Genomic DNA, 14,476 nt, shown 5'->3' with positions numbered 1-14,476 from the left:
TTATTTATAATTTTTTAGTTCTTCAGATGTCAGAGATGTAATTAGACTTAACGGTAGTGGTTGCTGACTAATTTTATTAACGTATTCTGTACTCAAGTATGGAAGGTAACTTGGCTGTCCAGCAATATACGTTTCGAAGAAAGGAACACTTAAAGCTTTAACATAGCGACGTGCTAAAACTGGACTTGAACCGACTGCTTGTATAGGAATAGGAATGCTTGAATTGGGTGATTCGGCAATCGTAGAAAAGTGTGTCCCGCCATTGATAAGCGTTAAATACTTATTTGAAGTTGTTAACCAAGTAAAAGGCTGAATTTGTTCTAGTAAAGCCGGAGTAACAGTATCAGAAGTGCCAGATACAATCATTACAGGGATTTTGATTTGGCTAAGGCTAGCCTGACCAAAAATACTTCTACCAACTGGATTAATGACAATTGCTGCTTTTATCCTTGTATCCGATAAATTATATTGATAATTTGGTAAATTAACACCCAAACATTGAAGTAATAGCGAGACATTTAACGTATCCTCCAAAGCTGGACAATCAGCTTTCAATTGCTCAAAATTTATCTTTGCACCAGCTAATGCTAAAGCTGTATATCCACCAAATGATTGCCCTATCACACCAACTTGATCTAAATTTAAACGTCCTTGAAAGGTTGGATTAGACTTAGATAACCTAGTGAGTTCATCTAGTAAATATTTAATATCTAAAGGTCTATCAATAAGTTCTCTAGGGTTAGTAACTTGATTTGTTGTACCTTTTAATAATGCTTGTAGTTGTTTTGAATCACTACCCGGATGTTCTGGAACAGCAACCACAAAACCATAAGAAGCGAGATGTTCAGCTAGATATGCAAAACTTGTTCTATCAGAACCAAGTCCATGCGAAATAACAATGATCTTCCCAGGAGTTGGAGCAACTGGGAGGTAAATATCAGCTAAGAATCTTCTATTACGTGAAAGGTCATTAAGGGTAATAGTTTGCTTGGAGAAACGAAAACTTCCGGTTTTTCCTAAGTCCATCAAGGGAATAGAATCAAGCTTAGAAACAGTGATTACATTTTTTTGAGATTCTTCGTTAATAAGTGCTACTGCATTTTGAGTTTGATTTACTAAATCTTGTAATGTCTCTACTATTTCTAAAGTCTGGTTTAAGTTTATTGAAATTGAGTTTGCAGGAAACTTTTGTAATATATTTAATAGAGTGAAATCGTTTTTATCTGCGGCTGATAAAATTAGTGCCGAGCGAATTGCATAAAAGCCTGACAATCTAGATTCTGTCTGAATAATTTTCCCCAATCTTTGTAATAATCGCTCACCAATTGGTGTATAAAGAAACTGCGAAATTTCTACTTCATTTAAGGGAATGCGAGTTAGTAAAACTTTCCGCAGTTGAGTTAGTTGTTTTTTGTCTACATACTTACTATATCCAGCAAAATCATCATCTACATTGCCTGTTTTAGCATAGTTTTCAAGCGAACTAATGGGGATAGACCTTTCTAAAACACCATAACTAAATTTTAGGCGCTCTGCACCAAAAGCAGGATAAGTAGTTAATGTAGGCAGCAATGCCATACTAAAAATTCTTAAAGCCAATTTCTGCCAAACAGTTTTTTTACCGATAAGATGAGTCATTACACACCGCTTTAGATACTACATTGATTACGCAACTAGAAAATTGGCTGATCATAAAATTTGAGATCGTTGAGGAAAGTTTTCTAGAATTTCCGCTTTGATTGTTTAAGTTACTTGCGTGGGAAGGCAAGAGGCAATAGGCAAAAAGGCTTTTTGAGTTGTACGAAGGAGGTATTTTTAAAAAATTAAATCTTAGCCATATAATAATTATGTTTTCTGGAAAGACTAATTACTCAACTAAAACTGTATAATCTCGCTGTTCCCATTTGCTACTTTCAATCCAGAAAAAGGTAAAGGTTATTGGCTGTTGTTGGTTATTTGAAACAGAGATATCTACAAAGTCTACTCCTAATTTTGTGGCAGTCGAAGGTGTATCTTTTACGGTTTGCCAATTATCCTGCGACCAATGCAACCGGAAAGAAGCTAAAGCATGAATTCGCAATGTATAACCTTTTTTAACTTTGTCTATTTGACGGTTAAACTTCCACATTTCCAATAATTTGCACTCTTGTCTTTCGCCTAAATAGCGATTCGCTACCTCTGGGATAAAATCAAACACCTGATTGTCATGATTTGAGCGTAGCAGCTTGATATACTCTGCGTGCGCCCACATTAAAGGCATGGCGGAACCTGTTGGTTTTCCTAAATACAAATGGCTTTCAGGTTTATCCGCTTCATCCCAAACCTGTTCTGGTAGCAAACAAGTGTTTGAAGCAAATCCTTCCATTGCCTTGATATATGTTTTGACATCACCACCAACAGCTAATTCATAATGTCCCCTTTCTCCTGTCAAGAGAGGCCAAGCGCGTCCCTTACCCCAACCAGTGTAAGGACTGCCATCTTCTTGCTGTCCGTAGCCGTCGTGGTTGTAACGATGCCAACAAGGCCCAACGGGTGTATCTACTTTCAAAACTGCATCAATTACTTTGACGGAATCAACAATAATCGGATCGTCAGGTTTACGAATTCCATAGCGTACCAGTTGCAGAAAGCCTGCATCCACAATTTCTTTCGCAGGAAATTCTGCTGGTTCACCAGGAGGCTGACTGCTAATCAAAATAGTTCCCTGATTAGGATTTTCGCTGGGTTGAGGATTATTAATATCTGTAGGAGTAATGCGAATGTAATGGCGATTGATGCCAGGAACAAGAGTACCTTCAGTAGTAACTGTCCAAGCTTCAACGTGACATTCTAAAAAATCGGCGTATTCTTCGATAAATTGTGCTGTTGCTTCATCTCCACGTTCACGAACAAATTGAGCAGCGCAGATTAAAGCGGCAATATTAGATGCCAGTGTAGAAGGTGAATAGCCGCTGTTTTCTTCCCAGCGTTCTTGTTGGGTGGCTGGGCCATGACGAATTAAATAACCTGCTGCCCGTAAAATCATGGGATAAATATCAAAGGTCAGTGGTATTTTATGTTGGTGCAGTAGCCATGCTAGTAAAATGGGAAATCCCACTTCATCTAGTTGAATACCCTTCCAGTAAGGTTCCCCATTAACCCAGAAATTTTGGGCAAAACCGCCGTCTTCCTGCTGACTCGTGGCCAGATAAATTAGCGATCGCACTGCTGTTTCAGTTTCCCCAGCAGCCAATAAACCTGATACACTGCTAACCATATCCCGCGTCCAGACAAGGTGATATCCCCCTTGGTCTTGGTCGTCTTTGGCTTCACCCCAAGGAATTGCTAGGGAAGCAATTAAAGCACCTGGATAAGTTTTGTCTTCATGGGCCAAAAGCAGACTAATGCTGTGGTGATACAAGTTGCCATCATCGAATGAAATATTTTCTAATGGTTTGATGCCTTGGCGCGATCGCTTCCACTGTTCGATATAATGTTGCTTCTGCTGTTGAAAAGGAATATTTAGCGACTGAAACAGTGTGGAAATTGCATTGTGCAGAGTTGTACCAAATGCTAGTCCCAAAGTGAACTCGTGACTCTCATTTAGATTTAGTTGTCCAGTCAAAGCAATGTTGCCATCCAAAGCACTGTCAAACTCCCAATCCATCTGGAAATTATCAGCTAAATCTGTCCACCCATCACTTTGACCAACATAACCACATGAAAGACGGGTAAAGGGAACCGTTGCACCTAGCACCATCCATCTTCCTGCTTTCTCGGCCGTTAGAATCCGATGTCCAGCAACTTCTATGACGTAACCATTGTTACCTCTGCCGCCAACTTCCAAATGTGGCGCACACAAAGCGTATAGCTGGAGTTGCGAGATAAACTCGCTCTCTCCTATTAACTTTGTATGTTGTAAAATACAGGAGAAATGGGGGTCAGCAATCACTTCTTTGATCGCAGCATAACGCCCTTGTGGATCAGAATTAGTGACGCGGTATCCTAAACCATGAGTCCACATCTGTTCAACTTTTGATTCCAGATGCCGTTTCTCGTCATGGAAAAAGCTTTTGCCATCAGAAATTAGATATTGCAAATCTCGAATTTGGGGTCTGTCTACTGTGGGGTGGTAGACTTCTGTCACAACACCGTTGCAAACAGTAAACCAAACCCGACTAGAGGTAAAATAAGCTGTTCCGACTGCATCTTTATTGGCATGAGTCCATCGAGGCTCGATACCTGGTGAACCAAAAGCCTGTGCTTGACCAATAATCTTTACCATAATTGATTGTGCCGATAAGCTTTGAGTGCTATTTGGAAATGCTGTAGTTGATATTTATCGAAACAAAATTCTCCTTCAATTGAAAGGTTGAGAATATTTGCGAGTAGCAGCTAAAGACTTTGCTTCAATAAAAATTTGTTTTATTTCAGGATGTTTTCGGCGAATTTTTATTTCTAAACGTTCTACAGTTAATGCTATTTCTTCGCCTGTGAGATTTTTAGAAAACTGGATTTCTAAGTTGAGTAATACTTCTTGTGGAGCAAGTTGCATTGTTAGTACTCGAATAACTTCTTGTACCCCTGGTTCTGTTTTTGATAAAGAACGGATATTGGCTATAGTTTGAGGATTAGCACTTTCACCAACTAATAATCCTTTACTTTCTCTAGCTAGTAAGACTGCTACTATAGACAAGATAATACCAATAATAATAGAGGCAATACCATCAAAATAAACATTATTAAATAAATGCCCTAAAAAAATTCCGATCAAAGCCACAATTAAGCCTAAAATTGCAGCAGTATCCTCAAATAATATTGTAAATACTGTTGGGTCTTTACTATTTTTGATTGCTTGCCAAAAATTTTCCTTACCCTTGGTCGGCAAAAATTCTTTTAAAGCTACAGTCCAAGAAAAGCCTTCCAATATTATTGCCATACTCAATACAATATAATTCCATATTGGATCTTCTAAAGGGCTGGGGTTAATTAAATGAGTAATTCCTTCATAAATTGACATCCCGCCACCAATTGCAAAGATCAGGATAGCAACGATAAAAGTCCAGAAATAAAGTTCTTGACCATATCCAAAGGGATGGCTATCATCTGCTGGTTTTTGGCTTCTGTGCAGTCCTAGCAAAAGTACAAGTTGGTCGCCTGTATCTACAACTGAATGAATTCCCTCAGAAATCATGGCGGAACTGCCAGTAATGGAGGCGGCTATAAATTTAGTAATTGCGATCGCTAAATTAGACCCTATCGCTGCAAAGATTGTTTTTTTAGATGAATCAGTTGCCATGAGCGTAAATAAGAGCTATCCAGAAACTTAGGTGCATCGTGCATCCCACATACAATCTCGTGTCTGACAGTTAAAAGTAAACTATCAGAAGGTATAAGATAGCTTTACTATGAGACTCATTGCACAGAATATTAAACGAACCGCCAAGTACGCCTTCTCTTCGAGACACTACGTGAACGCGAAGCGTCTCGAAGAGAAGAGCGCCAAGAATAGAGAGTTACTCATTTAGTGCAGCTTCACATTAAATTGGTATTACCTTTAACCATTTTCCGTAAATCCTGGATACAAGGTCATGCCACCATCTACAAATAGTGTTGTACCGTTAACATAATCGGAGTTATCAGAAGCCAACCAAACTGCTGCTTTAGCAATATCTTCAACATTTCCTACACGTTTCGCCGGAATCAGTTTTAGTAACTTTGCTTCTGCTTCGGGAGTATCCCAAGCTGATTCGTTAATTGGGGTTTTGATAGCACCAGGAGCAATACTATTAACGCGAATTTTGTGGGGAGCTAGTTCTTGAGCAATGCTTTTCATCATCATATTAATACCACCTTTGCTAGTAGCATAATTAACATGACCTGCCCAAGGGATTACTTCATGCACGGAACTCATACAAATAATTTTACCTGCTGCACAAGAAATATTAGGCTTCACACCTCGACGTAAGAATTCCTTTGCAGCTTCCCTAGCACACAAGAATTGTCCCGTCAGATTTATCCCAATAACTGCATTCCATTGCTCAATGGTCATATCGATAAATGCTGAATCTTTTTGAATGCCAGCATTACTTACTAAAATATCAATAGTGCCAAATTCTTGAAGCGTTTTGCTAAACATCGCTTTTACTTGGTCTTCTTTGCTGACATCGGCTTGAATAGCGAATGCTTCTCCATTATTAGCTTTGATATCATCAACAATTTTGTGGGCTGATTCAGCTTCAGAATGGTAGTTGATGGCTACTGCTGCACCTGATGCAGCCAAATTGCGAGCAATGGCTTCACCAATCCCAGAACTAGCACCTGTCACCAGTGCTTTTTGACCTTTAAGCAGGTAAGGGGAATAGCTCATAATGCTTTCAATACTTTTCAAACGTGTATTCTTTGTAAGTGGCTGAAGACTTGCATAATATGATAATTTTGCTTGCTTCGCGTAGTATTGCCTGAGCAAATTTAGATTATCAAATCGTTAAAATATCGATGAGACTAACAAAATCTTTTAGTATTTTAAGAGAACTTAGTATTTTCCTAATCTATCCAGAGAAAGAGAAAAAGTATATTCTTTTACTGACCAATATTTTAATTGTTTGTCATTCTTGTGACAATACTATGTCTTTATTTGTAAGATTTATTAAGTTATAGATTTCAAGGCTATTTCAATCTGAACAATAATTTATGGTATATTCAGAGCAAGCTAGTTTATCAGTTTGAGTTGATATCGATCGGTATACTAAATAGACGAAAAGTCTAGCTATTGTGATTAGTTTTTATGTTTAAATAAATAATTAATAAAAAATAGTAAATACGAGAAAATTCTGATTTCAAAATATGTTTTTAAATTTTAAATGTATCACGTTTTTTGAAATCTTTTTTAATTACTTGATATGCGGCTTTAGCACTAGCATTCTTGACAATATGAATGATGCGTTAGGCGGATAGCATCTATCTAAATACTTAGACTTATAAGGAAAAAAGCGATGCCTGCTCTGTCTCTGAATAGCCAAAATTTACCATACCCCGATCCTTTGCACCCAATTATCGTTCACTTTGTGATTGCAATGGTGCTTTTTTCCTTCGTGTGTGATGTTCTAGGCTATTTCACCCGCAACGTGCGTTTATTTGAGGTGAGTTTTTGGAATATGTTTGTTGCTGCGATCGCAATTTTCATCGCGATTATCTTTGGCCAGTTTGAAGCAGGACTAGCACAAGCTGAAAAAGCAGCCCAGTCAACACTGAATTATCATACCGTCTTGGGTTGGTCACTGGGGGCGATGGTTGCCGCGATCGCAGCTTGGCGTTTTGTGATTCGCAACCGTAGCCCCCGAAAAGTACCACCAGCTTACCTTGGGGCTGCAACATTGTTAGTCTGCCTAGTGTTTTTGCAAGTGTATTTGGGGAGTAAACTGTTTTGGGTGTATGGGTTGCACGTTGAGCCTGTAGTTCAAGCTTTGAAACAGGGAGTTTCACCATGAACTCGCAACTGATTGAGCAGTTGAGATTGCGCCTGGGTGCTAACGGATTACCCTACGAGATTCCTATACATCCGCAGTTGGTGCATCTAACGCTGGGTTTGTTCATCATTGCCATCATTTTTGATATAGCAGGAGTGTTGTTTTCTTTAGAAAAACCTATTTTCAAATTTTTGGGATTAGCTGCCATCCGTTCTAGCTTTTTTGATGTCGGTTGGTACAACCTCATAGCAGCAGCAGGTATCACATTTTTCACGGTTGCGACTGGTTTTTTTGAGCTACTTTTGGCAAATCCACCAGTCGATCAAAAGAGCGCTTGGGGATTGAGTGCTGGTTGGACGATGCTTTTACATGGTTTGGGTGGCGTTTTGCTGTTGGGGATTATTGTCGCCATGACTGTATGGAGAGGTTTGCAACGCTATCGCTGGCGGAAGGATGCTTCCAGACAGGTGCAGTGGAGTTACTTGTTAGCAGGGATTGCGATGCTAGGCATATTATTCGTCCACGGAACTTTGGGGGCGCAATTGGGAGAAGAATTTGGGATTCATGTTACTGCTGCTAATACCATTTCTAAAAATGTTTACAGCAAATAATTAAACGAGAATTTATCGAATTTTATGTTTAGTGTTTTTGAATATGTATTAATAGCGGTTTATGTAGCAGTGTTGCTCGTCGTCAGTCGCTGGATTGGGCAACAAGCGTTTTCTTGGATGCCTCCGCAAGCTACCGCAGAAGCACAACGGGTAGATGATTTATTTAGCTTCTTAGTCTCAATTGGAGTATTCATCTTACTTGGGTTAGTTGGTGTTATGGTTTATGCGATCGCATTCCATCGCGCCCCCCCAGAAGACTACACCGAGGGACACCCTTCTAGAGGTGATGCGAGGCTAGAAATATTGTGGACAGCAACCCCGACTTTGTTAGTAGTGTGGATTGCCTTTCAAAGCTTCAATATTTATCAGCAGTTAAATATTTTAGGTCTAAAGCAAATCGTGCATTTGCATACACCCCTAGAATCTGCACCCGCTTATGCCGAAACCGTCAGCGATGTCCCTAAACCTGCATCTGAAACTATTGATGTTTTCGTTAAGCAGTGGGATTGGTCTTTTCGTTATCCAAATAATGTTACTAGCAATCAACTGCATCTACCGATCAATCGCAGCACTCGCTTAAATCTGCAAGCGCAGGATGTAATCCACGGTTTCTACGTCCCTGAGTTTCGCTTAAAGCAGGATATTATTCCAGGACGCGACATTGATATTGTGCTAACGCCCATTCGTGCAGGCAAATATCGGCTGAAAGATTCTCAATTTAGCGGTACTTACTTTGCCTTAATGGAAACGGATGTATACGTTGAATCCCTCAATCAATATAATCAGTGGCTCACGCAAACTGCTAATAGCGAACAAACCCCTGTAAATCAGGCAGTTGCCGAAAATATCCAACCACCAAAAACATTGTTTAATAGCGGCTGGTATACCGTCACACCTGCTCAACCTGGCATTGCCAATAAAAGGAAGCAAAATAATGACACATGATTTTAGTCAAGATATTACCGGGGATCGAGAATCGAAAAATTATCAGAACCAAGAGGGTAATAATTGGCGGGAATATTTCAGTTTCAACACCGATCATAAGGTGATTGGAATTCAGTACATGGTGATGACCTTCATTTTCTTCCTGATTGGCGGGCTGTTGGCGATGTTGATCCGGGCTGAGTTGCTCACCCCAGAATCGAATCTGGTCGATCGCCCGCTTTATAACGGTTTGTTCACCATGCACGGGACAATCATGATTTTCCTGTGGATTATTCCCTTCAATGCAGGGCTTTCTAACTATTTAGTACCGTTAATGATTGGAGCGCGGGACATGGCTTTTCCCCTGCTCAACGCCATCTCTTTTTGGATTTTGCCACCCGCAGGTCTTTTACTACTATCTAGCTTCTTCCTGCCAAATGGGACTGCACAATCTGGCTGGTGGTCTTATCCACCAATTAGTCTGCAAATCCCAGGCGGTGAACTGATTAACGGTGAATTTTTATGGATAGTCAGTTTAGTTTTGATAGGCATCTCTTCAATCATGGGGGCTGTCAACTTTGTGACAACCATCTTTTGGATGCGGGCCCCAGGAATGACATTTTTTCGGATGCCTGTGTTTGTTTGGTCGGTTCTCAGTGCCCAGTTATTGCAACTGATTAATTTACCTGCCTTGACGGGTGCATTGATTCTGTTGTTGCTTGACCTATCCTTTGGTACACAATTCTTTAAACCGGATGGGAATGGCGATCCGATCATTTATCAACATCTATTTTGGTTCTACTCTCACCCAGCAGTTTATATCATGGCACTACCAGCCTTCGGTATTTTTGCTGAGGTTCTGCCTGCATTTTCTCGCAATCCCCTATTTGGTTATCGGTCAGTGGCGATCGCCACCTTGGGTATTGCTGCGATCAGCATTTTCGTTTGGGCACATCACATGTTCACCAGTGCAACCCCTGGTTGGATGCGGATGACTTTCATGGCTACCTCAATGTTAGTTGCCATACCCACTGGTATTAAAGCCTTCGCTTGGACTGCCACAATTTGGAGAAGCAAGCTACATCTAGAGACACCAATGCTGTTTGCGATGGGAGGTGCAGCCATGTTTATTTTTGGCGGTGTTACTGGTGTAATGCTTGCTGCCACGCCCTTTGATATCCACGTTAATAATACCTACTTTGTTGTGGGACACTTCCACTACATCGTTTTTAACACGATCACAATGGCAATCTTCGCGGCAATTTACTACTGGTTTCCCAAAATAACTGGAAGAATGTATGCTGAGGGTTGGGGCAAATTGCATTTTTGGCTGACCTTTATTCCTGCCAATATTACCTTCTTCTCCATGCACCCATTAGGGTTACAAGGGATGCTACGCCGAGTTTCTTCCTACGACCCACAGTATCAAGGATGGAACGTCATCGCTAGCTTGGCTTCATTCTTACTAGGAGCATCTACCCTGCCTTTTATTGCTAACATAGTAGGCTCTTGGCTTTATGGGCCGCGTGCAGTTGACAATCCTTGGCACGCTAGTGGATTGGAATGGACAACCTCTTCACCACCTCCGCGAGATAACTTTGAAGAGATTCCAATTGTCACAAGACCACCTTATGACTATGGCAATCCAAAGTACTCAGTAATCGAAGATTCTAATAATGGTGAGTTTCAGTAGGGACTGGGAAATGGTGACTGGGAAGGAAATAATAGTTATAAATTCTTCAATCTCTAATCCCAATTCCCAATTCCCAATTCCCAATGCCCAATTCCCCAATTGAATTATGCAACGTCGCACTATTCATATAGATGAAAGTCCAATCCGTTTTGATTTATGGCGGCGACGCTTACCAAATTGGTTACAGCGCTTCTTACCAAGTGGTGGCGGTAGCCATGAAGATCATCATGGAAAAGGAATGTTCGGATTTACCGTGTTCCTGCTATCAGAAAGCATCATCTTTTTGAGTTTTATCTTTACTTATGTTGCTCTACGACTGACTAATAAAAATTGGCTGCCACCCGGTATTTCGGGTCCAGAATTGTCTACAATTGTGGTTATTAATACGGTAGTATTACTTTCTAGTAGCTTTGTCATTCAACCAGCAGAAAATGCCCTCAAGCGTAATCAACTCACGAAATTTCGTTGGCTATGGTTAATAACGATCGCAATGGGAAGTTACTTCTTAGTTGGTCTGTTAATTGAGTGGAAAAATCTCGATTTCAAGATTACTACAGGGTTAGTTGGTTCGACATTTTACTTATTAACAGGCTTCCACGGTCTACACGTCCTGGCTGGTGTTGTGCTTCAGATAATTATGCTGATTCGTTCATTCATCCCAGGCAACTATAATAAAACTCACTTCGGGACAAGTGCGACTACTCTTTTTTGGCACTTTGTTGATGTAGTTTGGGTCTTTCTTTTCTCGCTTCTCTACCTTTGGCGAGCATAAAAAAATTCAAAATCCAAATATTTTAAGGAGTAATGTGATGAATCTATTCTTGCAAGAAATACCAGCCTCAGAACGTACCCTAAAAACAATTCAAGAAACTCCAGCACCAGTCCAAGATCCATTAATTGCACGCGGATTACAAAAAGAGCAATATGCTGGCATTATTGGGCTAGCGATCGCTCTGATTGCTGCTGTCGGATTTTTTAGTCAGAGAGTTGAATATGCTATTGCATTTGCTGTGTTCCTCAGTGCTATTTTGATAGCTTTGTTTTTATTCATCTAGTAAAGCTTTTATTATCTGATTTAACAAGATTTGCGAGGGATTTTATGAACAGCCCAGTTTATCAAACTGTGATTGTCGGCGGTGGTTTTGCAGGGCTATTTACAGCCTTACATTTAGCTCACGAACATTATCCTCGTTCTGTTATCTTGATTGATAAAGACGAGCGCTTTTGCTTTAAGCCGCTATTATATGAATATTTCGATGGTGAAATGGATACCTTTCAAGTAGTCCCGCGTTTTTCGGAACTACTTAAAGGTAGTGGTGTCATCTTTGTGCAAGATACAGTGCAATCGATAGACTTGCATCAACGGGAAGTTAAATTAACTTCGGGAAACTCCTATAATTACAGCAATTTAGTATTAGCTTTGGGCAGCGTTACTGGCTATCATCAAGTTGAAGGTGCGAATGTTAATGCCTTTCCTTTCTGGACACAAGCAGATGCGATCGCTCTTGAGCGACATTTACGTGACTGTTTGCACAAAGCCGTCCAAACTGAAGATTTAGAACAACGCCGAAAACTATTAACAGTAGTCATCGTTGGTGGTGGTGCAAGTGGTGTGGAAATGGCAGCAACTCTAGCTGATTTTCTCCCACATTGGTATAGCGCTTTGGGAGGAAATTCAAGTGAAATTCGTGTAGTACTACTCAATCATGGTAAAGAAATCCTTGATGGCGATATAAATAACCCATTGCGTGAAATTGCCGAACGGGAATTGAATAAACGTGCTGTGTCAATAGAGATGATTGTGGAAGCAGAAGCTACTGCTATTGGTTCCACCTCAATTCAATATAAGCGTAACGATCAAATTGAGACGCTAGCCACCCATACTACAGTTTGGACTGCTGGCACTTCTACCCATCCACTGATTAAAGATTTGCCAATTCCTAAAGAACATCGAGATCGTCGCGATCGCCCTTTAGTTACTCCCACCTTACAATTACTTGATTTTCCAGAAGTGTTTGTCGGTGGTGATTGTGCAGCAGTTCAGGATAATTCGCTACCGCCTACGGCTCAAGTGGCTTATCAGCAAGGAGCCAATATTGCCCACAATTTGAAAGCGATCGCTCTAGGAGAAGAACTCAAACCTGTTAAGGTTAACATCCGGGGAACCCTTTTGAAATTGGGGATAAATGATGCTGCTGCTAACCTTTTCAATGTTTTTGAAGTTGCAGGCGAATCTGGGCATTTAATCCGTCAAGGCACTTATTTAACGCTATTACCAACACCAATTCACGACTTTAAAGCAACAACGGAATGGGTGGATGAAGAGATTTTCCATCACCACCTTGACCCTCATGATGTCGGTAAAAAAGTGGTGCAAGCAGCGGAAATAGTCGGCGCAGGAGTTGTAGGTATTCTAGCTGCGAGAAAATTACTGAAAATGTTGGGAGATGAGGATAAAAAAGAGTAGGTAGGGAATCTCCTTTAATACAAGGTAAATTGCCAGTACAAAGGTTTCCTTTAAGTCTCTAATGTGAAGAATCATTTCTAGAACTGCTTACTTGGCAATTCACAGAGATAATTTTTTTACTTTGATACTGTGGAAGCCCAAATATTTGAATATGTTTGTTAGTACTAAAATAAATCTCTCGTGTTTACCTGCTTTTACTAAGTCGAAGATATATAGTGCGATATTCGGTTTGATATTATCAGCATCCCTACCTGGTGTTGCAGGGGCAGAAACTGTGATGCAAAAAGTGGCGCGGACAGGAATATTAACGGCAGGTACAAGTAGAGATGCTTTACCCTTTGCATATTCTGACAGTCAAGGAAAATTGATTGGTTATTCTGTGGATATGCTGACTTTGATCCAGAAGCAGTTAGAAAAAGAATTAGGCAAGAAAATTCAACTTAAATTAGTTGGAGTTACCCCAGCAGAAAGAATTCCCAAGATAATTAATCGACAAGTTGATATTATCTGTGATGCTAGTAGTTTTACTTGGGAACGAGATAAAAAGGTTGATTTTTCAATCAGCTATGGTGTCACAGGTACGCAAATTTTAATTAAGAAGGACAGCAATTTAGGTTCGCCTGAATCTCTCATTAACAAGCGTGTGGGTGTGCTGGCTGGAACTACCAACGAACAAGCCATCAAGCAGATACAACCCCAAGCCAAACTTGTATATTTTAAGGCTAGAGCAGAAGGATTTGCGGCTTTGGAACAGGGTAAAATTGACGCTTTTGCATCCGATAGCATTCTTTTAGAGGGATGGTTACAAACAGCAAAAAATCAAGATAGTTTTGCGATCGCACCTCCTCGTCCCTATTCACGAGAAGGAATTGCTTGTATGGTTCCTGAGAATAACTCTAAATTCCTCGATTCAGTTAACTATTCCCTCGTCAAGTTTATGCAAGGATTTGTCAACGATAACCCCAAATATGTTGCAATTTTTGACCGTTGGTTTGGTTCTCAAGGTGTTGTATTTCTAAATCGAGACTTACGTGATTTAGCTGTGGAAACCATGCAATTGATGATAGAGTTTCACGAAGATATTCCCCAGAAAGATTTGTAGGTTGTAGTTAAGCTAACGCGCCTACATACAGCAGTTTTCTTTTGCATGAGGCACAAAGTCACTGGTTTTGAGGCAGGAGGGAGAAGAATAATTTGATTTGTGAATCCTTGGTTCCTTACCTCATTTAGTTGCAAAGTGATGTATTGCAATATTTTCCGTGTAGACCGTCATTAGTCATTTGTCATTAGTCATTTGTCATTTGTGTTTACCAAGGACAAAGGACAATTGACA

Annotated in this window: 12 protein-coding genes; 8 read left to right on the top strand and 4 right to left on the bottom strand. The window is 40.2% G+C overall.

Features of this window, described 5'->3' with window-relative positions:
* The 4 genes from ACFFRD_RS27315 to ACFFRD_RS27300 form a co-directional block, all read right to left on the bottom strand.
* The gene (locus tag ACFFRD_RS27315) at positions 1 to 1,638 is read right to left on the bottom strand and encodes an alpha/beta hydrolase (RefSeq protein WP_392478691.1); all 1,638 of its coding nucleotides are present in this window, start codon (positions 1,636 to 1,638) and stop codon (positions 1 to 3) included.
* A 229-nt stretch (positions 1,639 to 1,867) separates the two neighbouring features.
* Complete coding sequence (locus ACFFRD_RS27310) at positions 1,868 to 4,264, bottom strand: glycoside hydrolase family 15 protein (protein WP_392478690.1); 2,397 nt, start codon at positions 4,262 to 4,264, stop codon at positions 1,868 to 1,870.
* A gap of 75 nt (positions 4,265 to 4,339) precedes the next feature.
* Positions 4,340 to 5,278, bottom strand: coding sequence for a cation diffusion facilitator family transporter (locus tag ACFFRD_RS27305; RefSeq protein ID WP_392478689.1), 939 nt, complete (start codon positions 5,276 to 5,278; stop codon positions 4,340 to 4,342).
* A 258-nt stretch (positions 5,279 to 5,536) separates the two neighbouring features.
* Complete coding sequence (locus ACFFRD_RS27300) at positions 5,537 to 6,349, bottom strand: SDR family oxidoreductase (RefSeq protein ID WP_392478688.1); 813 nt, start codon at positions 6,347 to 6,349, stop codon at positions 5,537 to 5,539.
* 625 nt (positions 6,350 to 6,974) lie between these two features.
* On the opposite strand from ACFFRD_RS27300, the gene ACFFRD_RS27295 reads away from it, so the two are divergent.
* The 8 genes from ACFFRD_RS27295 to ACFFRD_RS27260 all read left to right on the top strand — a co-directional run bounded on the left by ACFFRD_RS27295 (position 6,975) and on the right by ACFFRD_RS27260 (position 14,245).
* The gene (locus ACFFRD_RS27295; RefSeq protein WP_392478686.1) at positions 6,975 to 7,469 is read left to right on the top strand and encodes a DUF2231 domain-containing protein; all 495 of its coding nucleotides are present in this window, start codon (positions 6,975 to 6,977) and stop codon (positions 7,467 to 7,469) included.
* Complete coding sequence (locus ACFFRD_RS27290) at positions 7,466 to 8,059, top strand: DUF2231 domain-containing protein (RefSeq protein ID WP_392478685.1); 594 nt, start codon at positions 7,466 to 7,468, stop codon at positions 8,057 to 8,059. The genes ACFFRD_RS27295 and ACFFRD_RS27290 overlap by 4 nt, the downstream gene beginning before the upstream one ends.
* Before the next feature lie 24 nt (positions 8,060 to 8,083).
* Positions 8,084 to 9,004: a cytochrome c oxidase subunit II gene (locus ACFFRD_RS27285; RefSeq protein WP_392478682.1), complete on the top strand. Its 921-nt coding sequence runs from the start codon at positions 8,084 to 8,086 to the stop codon at positions 9,002 to 9,004.
* Complete coding sequence (locus ACFFRD_RS27280; RefSeq protein WP_392478680.1) at positions 8,994 to 10,676, top strand: cbb3-type cytochrome c oxidase subunit I; 1,683 nt, start codon at positions 8,994 to 8,996, stop codon at positions 10,674 to 10,676. Before ACFFRD_RS27285 ends, ACFFRD_RS27280 begins: the two co-directional genes overlap by 11 nt.
* A gap of 106 nt (positions 10,677 to 10,782) precedes the next feature.
* Positions 10,783 to 11,448 carry a heme-copper oxidase subunit III gene (locus ACFFRD_RS27275; RefSeq protein ID WP_392478679.1) on the top strand — a complete coding sequence of 222 codons (666 nt, stop codon included), beginning with the start codon at positions 10,783 to 10,785 and terminating at the stop codon, positions 11,446 to 11,448.
* Positions 11,449 to 11,485: 37 nt separating this feature from the next.
* The gene (locus ACFFRD_RS27270; RefSeq protein WP_114080708.1) at positions 11,486 to 11,731 is read left to right on the top strand and encodes a hypothetical protein; all 246 of its coding nucleotides are present in this window, start codon (positions 11,486 to 11,488) and stop codon (positions 11,729 to 11,731) included.
* A gap of 44 nt (positions 11,732 to 11,775) precedes the next feature.
* Complete coding sequence (locus ACFFRD_RS27265) at positions 11,776 to 13,143, top strand: NAD(P)/FAD-dependent oxidoreductase (RefSeq protein ID WP_392478677.1); 1,368 nt, start codon at positions 11,776 to 11,778, stop codon at positions 13,141 to 13,143.
* Between the two features lie 151 nt (positions 13,144 to 13,294).
* Complete coding sequence (locus tag ACFFRD_RS27260) at positions 13,295 to 14,245, top strand: amino acid ABC transporter substrate-binding protein (RefSeq protein ID WP_392478675.1); 951 nt, start codon at positions 13,295 to 13,297, stop codon at positions 14,243 to 14,245.
* Positions 14,246 to 14,476: the final 231 nt, after the last annotated feature.

Source organism: Nostoc sp. C110, from assembly GCF_043099725.1.
GTDB lineage: Bacteria > Cyanobacteriota > Cyanobacteriia > Cyanobacteriales > Nostocaceae > Nostoc > Nostoc muscorum_A.
Note: the sequence above shows the minus strand (reverse complement) of the source record. Positions and strands in the feature narration are given on the sequence as shown.